Annotated in this window: 14 protein-coding genes and 1 tRNA gene; 4 read left to right on the forward strand and 11 right to left on the reverse strand. The window is 65.6% G+C overall.

The window, feature by feature from the left end; translation table 11 throughout:
* Positions 1-106 precede the first annotated feature (106 nt).
* The 3 genes from SB749_RS11620 to SB749_RS11630 all read right to left on the reverse strand — a co-directional run bounded on the left by SB749_RS11620 (position 107) and on the right by SB749_RS11630 (position 2,632).
* A complete protein-coding gene (locus SB749_RS11620; protein WP_025777652.1) occupies positions 107-1,078 on the reverse strand; it encodes a ribose-phosphate diphosphokinase in 972 nt (323 codons plus the stop codon).
* Positions 1,071-2,528, reverse strand: coding sequence for a bifunctional UDP-N-acetylglucosamine diphosphorylase/glucosamine-1-phosphate N-acetyltransferase GlmU (gene glmU, locus SB749_RS11625; RefSeq protein WP_410710473.1), 1,458 nt, complete (start codon positions 2,526-2,528; stop codon positions 1,071-1,073). Before glmU ends, SB749_RS11620 begins: the two co-directional genes overlap by 8 nt.
* Before the next feature lie 32 nt (positions 2,529-2,560).
* Positions 2,561-2,632: transfer RNA gene (locus SB749_RS11630), tRNA-Gln, on the reverse strand.
* Between the two features lie 64 nt (positions 2,633-2,696).
* Here SB749_RS11630 and SB749_RS11635 point away from each other — a divergent pair.
* Both SB749_RS11635 and SB749_RS11640 read left to right on the forward strand, forming a co-directional pair.
* Complete coding sequence (locus SB749_RS11635; RefSeq protein ID WP_410710474.1) at positions 2,697-3,089, forward strand: hypothetical protein; 393 nt, start codon at positions 2,697-2,699, stop codon at positions 3,087-3,089.
* A gap of 121 nt (positions 3,090-3,210) precedes the next feature.
* A complete protein-coding gene (locus tag SB749_RS11640; protein ID WP_410710475.1) occupies positions 3,211-5,754 on the forward strand; it encodes a UvrD-helicase domain-containing protein in 2,544 nt (847 codons plus the stop codon).
* Positions 5,755-5,942: 188 nt separating this feature from the next.
* Here the strand turns inward: SB749_RS11640 and SB749_RS11645 are convergent, their stop codons facing one another.
* From SB749_RS11645 to purN, 4 genes are all read right to left on the reverse strand, one after another.
* Complete coding sequence (locus tag SB749_RS11645) at positions 5,943-6,125, reverse strand: antitoxin (protein WP_139469677.1); 183 nt, start codon at positions 6,123-6,125, stop codon at positions 5,943-5,945.
* Positions 6,126-6,261: 136 nt separating this feature from the next.
* Positions 6,262-6,603 (reverse strand): hypothetical protein, encoded by a 342-nt coding sequence (locus tag SB749_RS11650; RefSeq protein WP_410710476.1) that lies wholly within the window; start codon positions 6,601-6,603, stop codon positions 6,262-6,264.
* Position 6,604: 1 nt separating this feature from the next.
* Positions 6,605-8,149, reverse strand: coding sequence for a bifunctional phosphoribosylaminoimidazolecarboxamide formyltransferase/IMP cyclohydrolase (purH, locus tag SB749_RS11655; protein WP_410710477.1), 1,545 nt, complete (start codon positions 8,147-8,149; stop codon positions 6,605-6,607).
* 48 nt (positions 8,150-8,197) lie between these two features.
* Positions 8,198-8,821, reverse strand: coding sequence for a phosphoribosylglycinamide formyltransferase (gene purN / locus SB749_RS11660; protein WP_410710478.1), 624 nt, complete (start codon positions 8,819-8,821; stop codon positions 8,198-8,200).
* Between the two features lie 102 nt (positions 8,822-8,923).
* Between purN and SB749_RS11665 the strand changes: the two genes are divergently transcribed.
* Positions 8,924-9,376 (forward strand): hypothetical protein, encoded by a 453-nt coding sequence (locus SB749_RS11665; protein WP_101545186.1) that lies wholly within the window; start codon positions 8,924-8,926, stop codon positions 9,374-9,376.
* Positions 9,377-9,493: 117 nt separating this feature from the next.
* Here SB749_RS11665 and SB749_RS11670 read toward each other — a convergent pair whose 3' ends face one another.
* The gene (locus tag SB749_RS11670; protein ID WP_410710479.1) at positions 9,494-10,801 is read right to left on the reverse strand and encodes a DUF6350 family protein; all 1,308 of its coding nucleotides are present in this window, start codon (positions 10,799-10,801) and stop codon (positions 9,494-9,496) included.
* 115 nt (positions 10,802-10,916) lie between these two features.
* On the opposite strand from SB749_RS11670, the gene SB749_RS11675 reads away from it, so the two are divergent.
* Positions 10,917-12,728, forward strand: coding sequence for a hypothetical protein (locus SB749_RS11675; RefSeq protein WP_410710480.1), 1,812 nt, complete (start codon positions 10,917-10,919; stop codon positions 12,726-12,728).
* A 136-nt stretch (positions 12,729-12,864) separates the two neighbouring features.
* On the opposite strand, the gene SB749_RS11680 is transcribed toward SB749_RS11675, so the two are convergent.
* Genes SB749_RS11680 through SB749_RS11690 form a run of 3 tightly spaced genes read right to left on the reverse strand, consistent with a single transcriptional unit; the run spans position 12,865 to position 16,916 of the window.
* Positions 12,865-14,283: an amidase gene (locus tag SB749_RS11680; RefSeq protein WP_410710481.1), complete on the reverse strand. Its 1,419-nt coding sequence runs from the start codon at positions 14,281-14,283 to the stop codon at positions 12,865-12,867.
* A 49-nt stretch (positions 14,284-14,332) separates the two neighbouring features.
* Positions 14,333-16,150, reverse strand: a complete 1,818-nt coding sequence (locus SB749_RS11685; RefSeq protein WP_410710482.1) for a dipeptide ABC transporter ATP-binding protein — start codon at positions 16,148-16,150, stop codon at positions 14,333-14,335.
* Positions 16,101-16,916 (reverse strand): ABC transporter permease, encoded by an 816-nt coding sequence (locus SB749_RS11690; RefSeq protein ID WP_410710507.1) that lies wholly within the window; start codon positions 16,914-16,916, stop codon positions 16,101-16,103. The genes SB749_RS11685 and SB749_RS11690 overlap by 50 nt, the downstream gene beginning before the upstream one ends.
* Between the last annotated feature and the right edge of the window lie 54 nt (positions 16,917-16,970).

Here is a 16,970-nt window from a genome sequence, read left to right on the forward strand (position 1 = left end):
AGGACCTCACGGCAGTCCAGACGATGCGAACCCCGAGCCGCATCGACTCGGGGTGCGCATCAGATCCGGCGCGATTGCGCGGATCACGGGGCCAAAGCCTTCGAGATCAGACCTCGAAGAGGCTCGTGACCGATCCGTCTTCGAAGACCTCGTGCACGGCACGAGCGATGAGCGGGGCGATCGAGAGCACGGTGAGCTTGTCGAAGATCTTGTCCTCGCTCAGCGGCAGAGTGTTCGTGACGATGACCTCTTCGGCCACGGAGTTCGACAGGCGTTCGACGGCCGGACCGGAGAACACGGCGTGGGTGGACACGACGATGACGCCCTTGGCGCCGGCGGCCATGCAGGCATCGGCGGCCTGGACGATGGTGCCGCCGGTGTCGATCATGTCGTCGACGAGCACGCAGGTGCGGCCCTCGACCTCACCGACGACGCGGTTGGCCTTGGTCTCGTTCGGTCGGGTGATGTCACGGGTCTTGTGGATGAAGGCCAGCGGCACTCCGCCCAGTGAGTTCGACCAGTTCTCCGCGACCTTGATGCGGCCGGCGTCGGGCGAGACCACGGCGAGGTCGCCGGGGTACTTGTCCTTGACGTAGCCGGCGAGGATCGGCATCGCGATGAGGTGGTCGACGGGGCCGTCGAAGTAACCCTGGATCTGCGCGGTGTGCAGGTCGACGGTGATGATGCGGTCGGCGCCGGCGGTCTTGTACAGATCGGCCACGAGGCGGGCGGAGATGGGCTCGCGTCCGCGGTGCTTCTTGTCCTGCCTGGCGTACGGGAAGAACGGTGCGATGACGGTGATGCGCTTGGCCGAGGCACGCTTGAGGGCGTCGACCATGATCAGCTGCTCCATCAGCCATTCGTTGATGGGAGCGCAGTGGGACTGGAGGACGAAGACGTCGCTGCCGCGCACTGACTCGGAGTAGCGGACGTAGATCTCGCCGTTCGCGAAGTTGTAGATGTCGGTGGGGAGGAGTTCGGTCCCCAGATTCTCCGCGACTTGCTCGGCGAGTTCGGGATTTGCCCGACCGCTCACCAAGACGAGCTTCTTATCGCCCGCCGTCGTTATCTCATTCACTGATCCGTTCCCCTTCGGATGCGTTTTCGGCCGCCTGCGCTGCAGGCGTGCCCGGACGGTTTGTCTGAACCCAGCCCTCCAGGTTGCGCTGTGGGGCCACCGAGATGGCCAGCGCTCCTGCAGGGACATCCTTGCGCACCGTCGTGCTTGCACCCGAATAGGCGCCGTCGCCCACGGTGACAGGGGCGACATACATATTGTCCGAGCCCATGCGTGCATGCTTGCCGATGACGGTGCGGTGCTTGTTGACGCCGTCGTAGTTGACGAACACCGAGGCGGCTCCGATGTTCGAGCCCTCCCCGATCTCCGCATCGCCGACGTAGGAGAGGTGGGGCACCTTCGCACCCTTGCCGATATCGGCGTTCTTCGTCTCCACGAAGGTGCCGATCTTTCCGGACTCACCGAGCTTGGTGCCCGGACGCAGGTAGGCGAACGGTCCGACGTTGGCGCCCGGGCCGACCACGGCGAGTTCACCGTGGGTGCGCACGACCTTGGCGTTCTCCCCCACCTCGGTGTCCTTGAGGGTGGTGTCGGGGCCGACGACGGCACCGGCGCCGATGTCGGTGGCGCCCAGAAGCTGGGTGCCGGGCAGGATCGTCGCATCGGCGGCGATGGACACGTCGACGTCGATCCACGTGGTGTCGGGGTCGATGATGGAGACACCGGCACGCATGAACTTCTCGCACTGCCGGCGGTTGAGCTCCTTGCCGAGGTTCGCCAGCTGTACGCGATCGTTCGCGCCCTCGACCTGCCACAGGTCGTCGGTGGCGGTGGCGGCGACGGGGCGGCCCGCCTCACGGGAATGGCCGATGACGTCGGTGAGGTACTTCTCACCCTGTGCGTTGTCGGTCGTCAGCGAGGCCAGGCCCTCCTTGAGCGCCGCGGCGTCGAAGGCGTAGATGCCGGAGTTGATCTCACGGATTGCCCGTTCGGTCTCGCCGGCGTCCTTCTGCTCGACGATGCGCTGCAGGGCACCGTTCGCGTCGCGGACGATGCGTCCGTATCCGGTCGGGTCGTCCACCTCGGCGGACAGGACGGTCACGGCGTTGGCGTTGGATTCGTGGATCTCGACGAGGCCGTTGATGGTCTCCGTCGTCAGCAGCGGCACATCGCCGTAGGTGACGACGACGGTTCCGCTGAGGTCCTCGGGCAGCTGGGCGAGCGCACATTCGGTGGCGCGGCCGGTGCCCGGAACCTCGTCCTGATCGGCGATGAGCAGGGTTCGCTGGGAGGACACGGGCAGGGAGTCGAGGTGGGCGACGAGCTGATCGCGCTCGTGGCGGACGACGACGATGAGGTGGTCGGGAGAGGTTCCGGCCGCTGCGGCGACGGAGTGATGGAGCAGGGAGCGTCCGCCGATGGGATGCATCACCTTGGGAAGAGCCGACTTCATTCGAGTGCCTTGGCCCGCTGCCAGAACGATGACGGCGGTCGGATGAGTCTGCGACATAGTTGAATCCTTCGCATGTCGGGTTGGGCCAGCTCCGCCCATAGGATTCGAACCTATACTGCACGGCTCCAAAGGCCGGCGTGCTGCCATTACACCAGGGCGGAACAGCGTGCACCAGTAGAGGGGCCCGCGCTCACGAGACACCATCATGCCACTACGATTAACTGTATGGAAATTCTACGCGAGATTCTTCTGACCCTGCATCTGCTGGGTATGGCCATCATCGTCGGTGGCTATTTCACCGTCATCCGCTCCCCCAAAGTCATGCCGGGAATGCTGCACGGCGCCTATCTGCAGCTGGTCACCGGCCTGCTGCTCGTGGGTCTCGCCGAGATGGGCGATGGCGACGTCAACCATATGAAGATCGGCATCAAGCTGGTCGTGGCGATCCTCGTCACTGTCTTCGCCTTCATCGGCAACAAGAAGCAGAAGGCCTTCGCCGCTTCTGCCCCGGCTGAGGGCGGTGCAGGCGTGAAGGTGGCGAACCCGTCGGCGACCATGGCCCATCTGGTGGTGGCCTTCGCGGTCATCAACGTCATCGCGGCCGTCTTCATCCACTGACCCTCCCCAATTGCTACCTGACGGCGGCTCAGCAACCTCGCGCGAGGTTGCTGAGCCGCCGTCAGGTAGTTCTGAGGGGTGTGAGCTCGTGCCCGAGGCTGACGGTATCGTTGGGGGCGACATGACTGCTGCAGCCGAACACACCGACCATGCCGCCGGCGCCGACTCCCGGGCGGCCGAACTCCTCACCGGACTCAACCCCAGGCAGCGCGAGGCCGTGATCCATACGGGATCACCGCTGCTCATCGTCGCCGGGGCCGGATCGGGCAAGACGACCGTGCTCACCCGACGCATCGCCTACGCTTTGGCGACCGGTCGCGCCCATCCCGGCGAAGTCCTGGCGATCACGTTCACGAACAAGGCTGCGAAAGAGATGGCCGAACGCGTGTCCTCGATCGTCGGCCCTGCCTCCCGCGCCATGTGGGTCTCGACCTTCCACTCCTCGTGTGTGCGCATCCTCCGCCGCGAGGCGAAGGTGCTGGGCATGAAGTCGAATTTCACGATCTACGACGCCCAGGATGCGCAGCGACTCGTCGCCCAGATCCTCAAGGAGCTCGGCCTCGACACGAAGAAGTACGCCCCGCGGGCCATCCTGCACCGGATCTCGAACCTCAAGAACGAACTGCAGACCCCAGACGACTTCATCCCGCGGCCCAACAATCCCGCCGATGAGGTGCTCGCCGACGTCTTCAAGCGCTACACCTCCCGTCTGCGCCTGGCCAATGCCTTCGACTTCGACGACCTCATCGCGGAGACCGTTCACCTCTTCGGCGCCTTCCCCGAGGTGGCCGATTCCTACCGTCGCCGGTTCCGCCATATCCTCGTCGACGAGTACCAGGACACGAACCCCGCACAGTACGCCCTGATCAAGGCGCTGGCCGGTGACGGCGCAGGAGGGCCGACGGGTGCCGAGCTCACCGTCGTCGGCGACGCCGACCAGTCGATCTACGCCTTCCGCGGCGCCACGGTGCGCAACATCGTCGAGTTCGAGAAGGACTTCCCGAACGCGGACACCATTCTGTTGGAGCAGAACTACCGGTCGACGCAGAACATCCTCGACGCCGCCAATGCCGTGATCGCGAACAACGACGACCGCCGGGACAAGAAGCTGTGGACCTCGGAGGGCTCCGGCGAGCAGATCGTCGGCTGGGTCGCCGAGAACGAACAGGGTGAAGCCCGGTTCATCGTCGACCGCATCGATGACCTCATCGACGAGGAGAAGTACACCTACGGTGACTTCGCCGTGTTCTACCGCACGAACGCTCAGTCGCGCGCCATCGAAGATGCGCTGGTCCGTTCCGGAATCCCGTACAAGGTCGTCGGCGGCACCCGCTTCTACGAGCGCAAGGAGATCAAGGACGCCCTCGCCTACCTGCGCGTCGTCGCCAACCCCGATGACGACGTCAATCTGCGCCGCATCCTCAATGTGCCCAAGCGCTCCATCGGCGACCGCACCGAGGGCATCATCGCCGACTTCGCCGACCGGGAGAACATCAGCTTCTTCACCGCGCTGGGCCGCCTCGACGAGATCCCTCACCTGAGTTCGCGCGCCCTGACCTCGGTGCAGAAGTTCTACGACCTCATGCAGGATCTGCGCTCCACCGCCGAATCCTCCCCGCTCTCGCGGGTCATCGAGGCGATCCTCGAACAGTCCGGATACCTCGAATCGCTGCAGAAGAGCACCGATCCTCAGGACGAATCCCGTGTCGACAACCTCGCCGAACTCGTCGCCGTGGCCGAGGATTTCGTCGCCACGCGGGAGGCCGCCGCGGTTGCCGAGCCGGAGACCCCGGACGACACAGACGACGGCACCGACACCGAGGCGACCGCCGCCCCGGAACCCAGAGACACAGGAACCGAAACCGCCGCCGAGGCGGTCGATCCCAACGGTGATGACCTCGGTTCCGCCGACGCCTCCACGCCCCCTGGCGTCGGAGCCTCCGCCATCGATCAGTTCCTCGAACAGGTGGCTCTGGCCTCGGACACTGATCAGATCCCCGATGCCGAACTCGGTCAGGTCACGCTGATGACCCTGCACACGGCCAAGGGACTCGAGTTCCCGGTGGTATTCCTCACCGGACTGGAAGACGGAGGATTCCCGCATTCGCGTTCCTTCGAGAATCCGCAGGAGCTGTCGGAGGAGCGGCGTCTGGCGTATGTCGGGCTCACGCGCGCACGGCAGCGTCTGCTCGTCACTCGCGCCGAGACTCGGAGCATGTGGGGTCAGCCTCAGTACAATCCGCCGAGCCGGTTCCTGTCCGAGATCCCGGAGAACCTCATCAATTGGGAGAACACAGGCAGCTTCTCCGGAGGTTTCGGTTCGGGCGGCTTCGGCTCCGGAGGTTTCGGCTCCGGCGGCTATTCGTCCGGATACTCGGGAGGATCACGAAGCTTCGGGTCTTCACGGTCGTCCAGCGGCAGCTCCCGCTCGCGCTCGAATGCGAGTTCGTCGACGCCGGTCGCCGGATTCCCCAATCGGATCCGGCCCAATCGTGAGGTCATCTCCGTCGAGGTCGGGGAGAAGGTCTCGCACGAGTCCTTCGGACTCGGCACCGTCACCGAGGTCAACGGCGTCGGAGACAAGACCGTGGCCGTCGTCGACTTCGGTTCAGCCGGGTCGAAGCGACTGCTGCTGCGATACGCCCCGATCGAAAAACTCAGCTGAGGCGACTGCTGGGTGGGTGCACGGCTGAACTGTGCACCCACCGTGCCCAGCCGTTCGCTGGCGCCGCGATGCCGCCCGTACCCCGATGACTGATATCGCCTGACCCTAGCCGGAGCATAAAAAAGCGCCGAGGAGAATCACATTCTCCTCGGCGCTCATCCATGCCGGACGAGGCTATGGATTAAAGATCATTCGTTGCCGAGCTTGTCATCGGCTCCGTCGCGACCCTGATTGATCTGGTCTTCGAACTTTCCACCGGTGACATTGTTGGCTGCGTCCGAGGCCTTGTCCAGGCCCTGGTCGCTGATCTCTTCACCCTTATCGCTATTCAAGGCGTCCTTGGCTTTGTTAGTAAGATCGTCGAGTCCCATGCTGTCTCCTTTCATCGGAAAAGGTTCGAAGCGAACCTCTGACGCCACTCACCTTGCCACTGTTACCGACGTGACGACACCTGTGCGTCCTATTTCTCAGCCAATGCACATAAAGGACTTCGCAGAGACATTCTCCTCAGCGGGTGAGCGGCACGAGGAACGCCAGCCCGACCAGCAGTCCGGCGAACAGCAGACAGGTCGTGATGTCGACGGCCTTCGACCGATTCGCCCACACCTCGGTCCACGGCGGCGGCATCGCACGGAACCCGGCGAGACCGGCGGGGACGACGGCGAGGACGACAGCACCGAGACGGAAGTCGATGACGGAGCACGCCGCGGCGGCGGCGACTCCGAGGAGACAGCCGAGCAGCACCCAATCACGCCGGGTGGGATGCGCGTATCGCCGTTTCCAGTAGATCCATCGCTTCGCGATCGGTCCTCTCCCCCGCCGTGCATGGCGGGGTTGAGGTCGCTTCATCTCAGTGGAAGAAATGGCGGCTCCCGGTCAGGTACATCGTGATTCCTGCCGCCTCCGCGGCCGCGATGACCTCATCGTCGCGGATCGATCCGCCCGGCTGCACCACAGCGGTGACTCCTGCGTCGATGAGGATCTGCAGACCGTCGGGGAACGGGAAGAAGGCGTCCGAGGCGGCGACGGCACCGGTGGCGCGTTCGGCTCCGGCGCGTTCGACGGCGAGTTTCGCCGAGTCGACGCGGTTGACTTGGCCCATGCCGACACCCACCGAGGCACCGCCCTTGGCGAGCAGGATCGCATTGGACTTCACGGCCCGTCCGGCCTTCCACGCGAATTCGAGATCCGCGAGGACCTCAGGTGCGGCGGCCGGGCCCGCAGCCAGGGTCCAGTTCTCGACGGAATCACCCTCTGCCTGGAAGGCGTCGCGGTCCTGCACGAGGAATCCACCGCTGATCGGCTTGATCTCGGCGGCGGGCACATCGATGTCTCCGAGTTCGAGCAGTCGCAGGTTCTTCTTCGTCGTGAGGATCTCAAGCGCCTCGGCGCTGAACGACGGAGCGGCCAGGCATTCTGTGAAGATCGGCTTGATCGATGCTGCAAGCTCTGCATCGACCTCGCGGTTCGTGGCAATGACACCGCCGTAGGCCGACAGCGGATCGCATTCGTGGGCTGCCTTGTGCGCTGCGGCAGCGGTCTCTCCGACGGCGATTCCGCAGGGGTTCGCGTGCTTGATGATGGCGACAGCCGGCTGCTCGAAGTCGAACGCCGCGCGGATAGCGGCATCGGTGTCCGTGTAGTTGTTGTACGACATCGCTTTGCCGCCGAGCAGTTTCGCACCCGCGATTCCGACGGTGCCGTCGGAGTACACGGCTGCAGCCTGGTGCGGGTTCTCTCCGTAGCGCAGGTCGGCGATCTTCTCTCCGGTGAGGCCGGCGAATGCGGCCTTCTCATCGGTGGCGAGTTCTGAGGCGAACCACGAGGCAACGGCCGAGTCGTAGGCCGCAGTGTGGGCGAAGGCGCGGGCGGCGAAGGTGCGGCGGGCATCGACATCGAAACCGTCCCCGGCGGCGGCATCGAGCACGGCCGAGTAGTCGGCCGGATCGGTCACGACGGTGACCGTGGGGTGGTTCTTCGCCGCAGCACGCACCATCGAGGGTCCGCCGATGTCGATCTGTTCGATGCAGTCGTCGAAGCCGGCTCCGCTCGCGACGGTGTCGGCGAACGGGTAGAGGTTGACGACGACGAGGTCGAAGGGTTCGATCTCGAGTTCGGACAGCTGTTCCAGGTGCTCAGACTTGCGGGAGTCGGCGAGGATGCCGGCGTGGACGCGCGGGTGAAGGGTCTTGACCCGCCCTTCGAGGCATTCGGGGAACCCGGTGAGCTCTTCGACCTTCGTCACCGCGGCTCCCGCCTCGGCGATCTTCGCTGCCGTGGATCCGGTCGACACGATCTGGACTCCGGCGGCGTGGAGGCCGCGCGCCAGCTCCTCCAGCCCGGTCTTGTCGTAGACGCTGATCAGCGCTCTCTTGATCGCGCGGGTTCCTGTCACAGATCCTCCTCGAGGTTCGGTTGCCGGTCGGTTCTTCTCACGGCGGGGTCAGTGGGCGGTCATCGCCGAGGCGACATATCCGCGGACATGTCGACCGTCGACGACGAGGTCGGTGTGGGCCAGATGTGCCAGCAGGCGCACGAGCTCTTCGCGTTCCCGGGCCTTGATGTTCTCGTGCACGGTCTCCTCGGTGTCGTCATCGCCGATGGGCACCGCGTACTGAGTGATGATCGGTCCGGTGTCGACTCCGGTGTCGACGAGGTGGATGGTTCCGCCGGTCAGCTTCACCCCGTGGGCGAGCGCGTCGCGGACACCGTGTGCGCCCGGGAACGACGGCAGCAGAGCCGGGTGGGTGTTGATGATCCGGGACGGGAAGGCATCGACGAAGCTGGGACCGAGGATGCGCATGAAACCGGCGGAGACCACCCAGTCCGGGGCGAGCTCGGCCACCGTGTCCTTCAGCGCCAGGTTCCACTCGTCGCGATCGGCGAAGTCCTTGGGCCGGACGACGAAGGAGGGAATCTCATGCTGTTCGGCTCGGGTCAGAACCCCTGCGGTGACCGAGTCGGCCCCGATGGCGACGATGTCGACTCCGCGGGTCCCGTCGGCGAAGGCGTCGATGACGGACTGCGTGAGGGTACCGGATCCTGATGCCAGAAGAACGATGCGCACCCGCACAGTCTAACGTCTGCAGCACATGGACGATGCCCTGCTGTCATCGTGCGGACACGGCCCGCCGAGGCATTTGTCAGTCGACTGTGAGAAACTGATCCGGTGACGTCACCGCAGAATACCGAAGAGAAGAAGGCGCCGACTCCCGAAGAGGAGGCACAGGCCGCACCGGCACGACACGGGCTCGTCCTGATACTGCTGATCCTCGCCTCAGTGCTGACGTTCACGTATCAGCTGCCGTTCAAGCTCGCCGCCATCGGCTTCGCCATCGCCGCCGTCGTCTGGTCGGTGAAGTACATCGTCGCCGTCGTCAAGACCAAACAGCGCCGGAACATGTCCTTGGGCATCCTCGGCGGTCTGCTCAGCATCTACCTCATCTTCTCCACAATGTCCTCGGTCATCCTCTGGCCGGTGCAGTCGAAGTATGAGGAATGTCTGCGCGATGCGATCACGCAGCAGGCGCAGCTCTCGTGCTCGAGTGAGTATCAGTCGGGTCTGGGTGACTGGTTCAAGCAGGTCACCGGCCAGGATCTCGACCTGCCCGGCACCAAGTGATCCGCGGGGCGACGGCCCCGATCATTCAGCGCTGATCCCTTCACCGAGGATGTCCTCGGTTCACGCCCGACCCGTCACCGGTCAACGTCTGCCCCCTCACCGAGGCGGCTCCTTCGTCTACCGCGGTTCGTCTTCGCTGACGACGTCGTCGGCGACCGGTTCCGAATCGTCCTCGTCGAACCCGCCCGCATTGTCGTCCTCGTAGTCCACGTCCTCTTCGTCATCCTCATCGAATTCGGAATACTCGGTGTGCAGGCCGGAGAGTCTGATCAGCAGAAGGCCGGCGGCCATTCCCACAGCGATCCACCCCGTGATCGCCAGCGCCGACGTCAGTGCCGAGGGTCCGAATCCGGACAGACCCAGCGGACCCAAGGCCCCACCGGCGAACAGTGCGAGTACCTCGAGTGCGACGAACAGTATCCCGATCGCAAGCCCCAGTCCCAACCACGACTGTGCGGCGATGTCGCGGGCTCGGTCGCGGCCGAGGATGACGCACAGCAGGCCGAGCAGCACGAGAAGTGCCGGTGCGGCCGCCGTCCACGCCGGATAGTCACCTTCCAGCAGCTTCAGCACGTGCACATCGGGCACGGGTGCCGTGGAGGAGATGAATGCAGAGCTCGCCCCGGCCCCACCGATGCTCACCCCCGTCCCGGCGGACCACGACAGGGCCGAGTAGACGATGCTCGGGGCGAAGAGCGCCTGAACGACGATGAGGCCGATGCCCGCGGCGACCGGCGAGCTGTAGACCTGCACGGTGCCGGCGACATCGCTCCAACGGATCACGATTCCGACGACGAGCACGATCGCACCGAGTGCCGCAGCGGCCCACAGCATCCGGCGTGCGAGACGGGCGGCGACGATCCAGGTGTCGCCGGCGATCACAGCCAGTCCGGGGATGTCACCGATGCCTCGAACCCGAATGAAGGCCCACGCCACAGCCGTGACGAGGAAGAGGAAGAGCCGAAGGAATCCGAGCGGAGTCACCGTGGCCTGGCCGACCAGGATCGCCACGACGAGCAGAGGACCGGCGTAAGCCACGACGAAAGTGCCCAGAGCCGTCCCCATGAGCGCCCACCATCCGCCGGGATCTTCGTCGCTCTCGGTCGGGCTGTCCGCTGCCGTGCTGCGGGCGACTCGTTTGGCCCCCATTGCCACCAGCAGCCACAGGCCGACAGTCACGAGGCTCGGCGCCAGCGAGAAGTCGAATCCGAGGGTCGAGACACTCAGTCCTGACACCGTCGCCCACAGTGCGAACGCCCATTCGGGAATCGCCGAGTACGGCAGCTGCGAGCCGAGCCCGATGATCCAGAAAGCGATGGCGACGACGAATCCGGCGGGGACGACGATGAGGTCGATCTTCACGACTTCCATGAGGGCGGCGAAGATCGTCCGACGGTAGGGCTGAGGGTGAGGAGAAGTGTGCATCAGGACCATTTTCGCTTAACCCGGCTCGGCTTCCCGGTATTGACCACGCGATTCCCTGCTCCGGGAAGTACAATTGCGCCAGGACAGGCTTGTACACGCAAAGGATGACCCCACGATGAGCAACGGGAACGATCACCCCAATTTCCCGCCACCACCGAGCGAGCCTCCGGAGAACGGCGGACCGAAGCCTGAGTCGGAGCCGCCGACGGATGAGGGCCTTCCGAACTCGGTCTCCGATGACGCCCCCACCGCAGCCGACGGGCCGGCTCAGTCCGGCAGCGGTTCCTCGGTACCCGATGACCAGGCACCGCCTTTGGGAGCTCCGGACAGCGATGCGCCGTCGCGACCGACGGTCGCTCCGGCTGCTTCTCAGCAGAACGAACCGCCTCAGTATTCGGGCCCCGGCGCCCAGAACGCTCAGTCCTTCAACTCCGGCCAGCAGGGCGGAGCGAATGGTCAGGGCGGCCCACAGTCGGGCCACTATCCCGGTGCCCCGTCTCCGAGTGACCAGCCTCAGAACGGACAGTATCTGAACAACCAGTACCAGAGCCCGCAGCAGCCGAACGGCGGCTACCCCGGGGCTCAACCGCAAGGCGTTCAGCCGCAGGGCGGCCAGCAGCCAGGCGGCCAGTATTCGAATGCGGCATACCCCGGGGCGTCGAATCAGCCCCCGTACCCCGGCGCTCAGAACCAGCCGGGCCAGTACAACTCCGCCCAGAACCAGTCCGGGCAGTACCAGACGGGGTCGGGTCCGAACGCCCAACAGACCGGATCCGGTCCGTCGCAGGCGATTCCGCAGCCGGCACCGGCTCCGGGTTTCGCCGGCGGTCAGAGCACCGCGACGCGTGCCGAGAATCGCCCCGATAAGAAGAAGAGCAAGCTTCCGCTCTTCATCACCCTCGGCGCGGTCGCACTGGTCATCGTCCTCGTCCTCGTCGGGTTCTTCGTCGTCGGCAGCGTGAACAAGAACAAGTACGGACCCGACAAGGTCGCCGAGGACTACGTCGAAGCCCTGAACAAGGGTGATTTCGCGGCCGCGGAGAAGATCGCCCCTTCGACACGGCCTGAGGGCACCAACCTCGATCTGTTGCAGAAGGAATTCACCGATTCTTCATCGGCGAAGATCGAGAAGGCCAAGGTCGAATCCTCGAAGACCGACGGGGACAAGGGCACCGTCGTCGTGTCCTACGAGCTCGACGGCAGCCCCTACAATGTGGAGCTCGCCGCGACGAAGGACGGCAAACAGGACCTGTTCTTCGACAAGTGGACGATGAAGGGCCCCGACCTCAACGTCATCTCACTCGATATTCCCGCTGCCGACGGTCTCGCAGTCAACGGCAAGGATTACAAGGCGAAGTCGGGCACCACGTCGTTCGCTGTCTACCCCGGCAGCTACGACTTCACGATTCCGAAGAGCAAGTGGATCTCCGAGGCTTCCGATACGGCCAAGGTGAACTTCCCGAAGGCCTTCGCCCCCGGCGGACAGCCGAACAAGGGCCAGGTGTCGCCCACCACCCTCAACCTCGATCTGTCCCCGACCGGCGCCTTCGACAAGGAAGTCCAGAAACAGGTCGAGAAGGAGCTCAAGAAGTGCTTCGACAACAAGAGCATCGAGCCGAAGTGCGACTTCATCAAGTACGACCCGACCGAGATCCCCGTCGGCGGTTCGGACAAGAAGCTCGATGATCTGGCGAAGAAGGACACCGCCAAGTGGGACATGAAGGAGATGCCGAAGGTGAAGGCCAGCTTCGGTGCCGGAGACACGAACACCGGCTCATTCTTCACCGAGAAGCCCGGCAAGTTCAACTTCTCCGTCGACGGCAAGAGGGCCGGCTCCTCGTACTTCTCCAACGGCAACTCCCTGTCGGTGTCCGGAAGCGTGAAGATCGACGGAGACAAGCTCTCGGTCGAATTCTTCGACTTCTGATCCCAGGGTCCACCGCCGACACGGTCCACCCCACCTCCCCGAGGTGAGACACCACCGTCGCCGAGGCGGCGTTCTAGTCACAGCGGGCCTGTGACGACCGATTCCCGGTCGTCACAGGCCCGCTGTCGTCGTTCTCTCAGACCCCGACCGACCGAGTCGGCAGCTCGAGGTCGGCCGCGGCTTCGAACCAGGCACCGGCGGCCATGACGAGTTCGTCGGCGAACCGACGCCCGGCGATCTGCACACCGATGGTCCGACCATTGTCCATGAATCCGGCCAGCACCGTCGCCGCCGGCTGTTCTGACATGTTGAACGGCATGGTGAAACCGATATGCCCCATCGGTTCGTGCACCTGCGGGTACGGCATCGGCTGCTCGGCCGGAAACGCCGCATCCGGAGCTGTCGGCGAGATGACCAGGTCGAACTCGGCAGTGGCGTCGGTCGTCCGCCGCCGGATCTCCTGAACGCTGTGATAGCAGCGCATCAGGTCGACTCCGCTGGTATCGGCTCCGTCCTGTGCCCACTGCTGGATATAGGGAAGGATGAGCGCCTGTTCGTCGACGGGCAGCGCTTTGAGGTCGGCCCACGACCGGACCCGCCAGAACAGATCCATGTCGCGGAGCAGATCATCGTCAATAAAAGGATCGAGCGTGACGATTTCGGCTCCGGCCGCAGAGAAGCGCTCGGCAGCCTCGGTGACGGCCGAGCGCACCTGCGCCTCTGCGGCGACCCCGCACCCGGCGTCGAGCTGCACGCCGATGCGCAGTCCCCGTGGGTCGAAGGCTTCGGCCGAGTCGCTGCCCGGCAGAGACTGCGCATCATCGGCGGCGAAGCGCGGCAGCCGCGAATAGTCGCGATCGTCCGGGGCGGAGATGATGTCCATGGCGGCTTTGACGTCGGCCATCGTCCGTGCCAGCGGTCCCGCGCATCTGCCCAGGTAGGGGGCGTCGAGCGGCACGCGGCCGAAGCTGGGCTTGAGCCCGGCCAGGCCGAGCCACGTGCACGGCAGGCGGATGGATCCGCCGATGTCGGAGCCGATGTGGATGGGCCCGTATCCGGCGGCTGCCGCGGCTCCGGCTCCGGCGCTCGACCCTCCGGTCGTCAGGCTCGGGTCCAGCGGCGACCGGGTGATTCCATGCAGAGAGGACACTCCCGAGGAGAGCATTCCCCAGTCGGGCATCGTCGTCGACCCGAGGATGACGGCTCCGGCTTCTTCGAGACGCTCGGTGATCGGGGCATCGTGGCCTGCCACCGGCATCTCAACCCAGGCGTGGCCGCTGGGCAGCGGGACTCCGCGGCGGGCGATGTTCTCCTTGATCGTCACGGGCACCCCGTCGAGGCCGCTCAGCGGGCGTCCCTCTCGCCAGCGTGCCGCACTGGCGGCGGCTGCGTCTCGGGAGCGTTCGTCGTCGCGGTGGAACAGGGCGTTGATGGTCGGTTCGCATGCATCCATGCGGTCGACGACCGCGGAGTGCACCTCGATCGGGTCGAAGTCCCCGCCGGCGAATCCGGCTGCCATTTCGGCCGCACTGCGGTCGGCAAGCGATGTGGTCATATGCTGCCCTTTCTCTCGGTGGTTCGTCGCGTCCCGACCGCGAGCCGGTCTATCCGGCTGCGAGCGCTTCGGCCAGGCTCGGGGTGGCGGCGATGAGTCGCCGCGTGTACTCCTCCTGCGGGTTCGCGTAGATGTCCTCCGTCGCACCCGATTCGACGATCTGTCCGGCTCTCATGACGATGACCTCGGAGCACAGGTGTTTGACGACGCCGAGGTCGTGGGAGACGAAGAGAAGAGTCAGCGCGTACTCGTCGACGAGGTCGGTGAGCAGGTTGAGGACCTGCGCACGCACCGAGACGTCGAGGGCGGAGACCGGTTCGTCGGCGACGAGGATCTGCGGCCTGGTCACGAGGGCCCGGGCGATCGAGATGCGCTGTCGCTGCCCGCCGGAGAACTGATGCGGGTACCGGCGCAGGGAGTCCTTGTCGAGGTCGACGGCTGCGATCATCTCCTCGACCCGTGCTGCGCGTTCGTCCTTGTCGACTCCGGCGGCGATGAGCGGTTCGGCGACGATGTCGGCGATGCGCATCCGCGGGTCGAGCGAGGCGAACGGATCCTGGAACACGATCTGCAGGTTCTCGCGCAGGCGGCGCAGAGCCTGTGAGCTCGCAGCTTCGACCCGGATGTCACCGACGCGCACATGCCCGGTGGTCGGTCGGTCGAGGCCGGAGAGGATGCTCAGCAGCGTCGACTTCCCCGATCCCGACTCCCCCACGATGCCCAGCCGCGCTCCGGCCGCGACGCTGAAGTCGATCCCGCCCAGGGCTGTGACGTCCGATCGTCTGCGGCCGAAGAGTCCGCGTCCGCGGAAGACCCGGGTGACGTCCGAGACCTCGATGAGCGGTGCCGATTCCCTCACCGAGGCGGCCCCGACGCCGTCCCCCGCTGAGGCGGTACGGTGGTCATCCTTCGCCGAGGCGGCCCCGACGCCGTCATCCCCCGACTCCCCCACGTCGGCCGAAGCCTCTGCTTCGCCGATCTGCGGCCCCGAGTAGGCGAGCGCGGTCTTGAGCGTGAAGAGTCGGCCGCGGTCGTCGGTGGCTTCGAGATCCGAGGATGCCAGGAGCCCTCGCGTGTACTCGTGCTTGGGTGCGGTGAAGATCTCGTCGACGCTGCCGGACTCGACGATGCGGCCGCGGTACATGACGATGACCCGATCGCAGACTCCGGCCACGACCGCAAGATCGTGAGTGATGAACAGCAGCCCAGCCTCCACTGCCGAGACCCTTTCGGCGATGAGGTCGAGCATATGCTTCTGCACGGTGACGTCGAGGGCGGTGGTGGGCTCGTCACAGATGAGCAGCCTCGGCGAATTGGCCAGAGCGATCGCGAGCATGACGCGCTGCCGCTGCCCGCCCGAGAGCTGGTGCGGGTAGGCGAACCGGGCGCTGTCGGGGTCGGGCATGTGGACGTCGCGGAGCAGTTCGCGCACACGTGTCGGAATCTGCCCTCTCGGCGCCTTGCCGTGGATGCGCAGCACTTCGGCGATCTGATCGCCGATGCGCATGAGCGGGTTGAGGGCGCTCATGGGTTCCTGGAAGACCATGGACACGATGTCCGAGCGCAGCCCGGCCAGGGTCTTCTCGTTCGACTCAAGGAGGTTCCCGGAATGCCCGTGCAGATGCACCTGGCCACGGGCGTTCAGCTCTTCGGGCAGCAGGCCCATCACGGATTGGGCGGTCAGCGATTTCCCCGACCCGGATTCGCCGATGAGCCCGACTCGCTCCCCCTGCGCCAGGCTGAGGCTGACATCGTGGAGCACCGGAGCGTCCGCTCCGGCAGGGGTGATGGTGAGGTCACGGACCTCGAGCAGGTTCTCAGGCACCTCGGGCCTCCATCTTCGGGTCGAACCGGTCGCGCAGTCCATCGCCCAAGAGGTTGAACCCGAGCACGGCGAGTGCAATGAACACTCCCGGCCACAGCGCGAGTTCGGGGTGGGTGGACAGGTACTGCTGGGACTCCTGCAGCATCCGGCCCCACGACGGAGTCGGGGCCTGGGTGCCGAGTCCGAGGAAGGACAGCCCCGCCTCGGCGAGGACGGAGATCGCGAACGCCACGGACGCCTGGACGATGACCATTCCGGCGATGTTCGGCAGCACGTGGACGACGGCGATGGCCGGGATCCGACGGTTCGAGGCTCGCGCGGCGCGCACGTATTCGGAGCCCAGCACCTGCAGCGTCCCGGAGCGTGCGACGCGCGCGAACCCGGGGATCGCGGCGATGCCGACGGCGACCATGGCCGGGCCCGTCCCCGGTGAATAGACGGCGGCGAAGATGATCGCCAGCAGCAGGGCGGGGAAGGCCAACAGGATGTCGTTGGCCCGCATGATCACCGCGTCGATCCACATTCCCCACGGCTGCTTCGCGAAGAAGGCGGAGATGATTCCGATCGGGGTGCCGATGAGCAGGGCGATGCCGACTGCGACGACCCCGACGAGCAACGTGATCCGTGCCCCGACCATCACCCAGGTCAGCGTGTCCCGTCCGAAGGTGTCGGTGCCGAACGGGTGGGTGAGGCTGCCGCTCTGCAATCGGGCGGCGGGGTCGATCGTGGTCGGGTCGTACGGGGTCCACACGAAGGAGATGAGGGCGAGTCCGACGATGAGCACGACGAGGCCTGCACCGATGACCATCGATGCGTTCGCCCGCCGTCCGCTCCTGCGGGACCGGGCCGGCCCGATCTTCGC

The organism is Brevibacterium sp. SIMBA_078, assembly GCF_046534565.1.
In the GTDB taxonomy this organism is placed as follows: Bacteria; Actinomycetota; Actinomycetes; order Actinomycetales; family Brevibacteriaceae; genus Brevibacterium.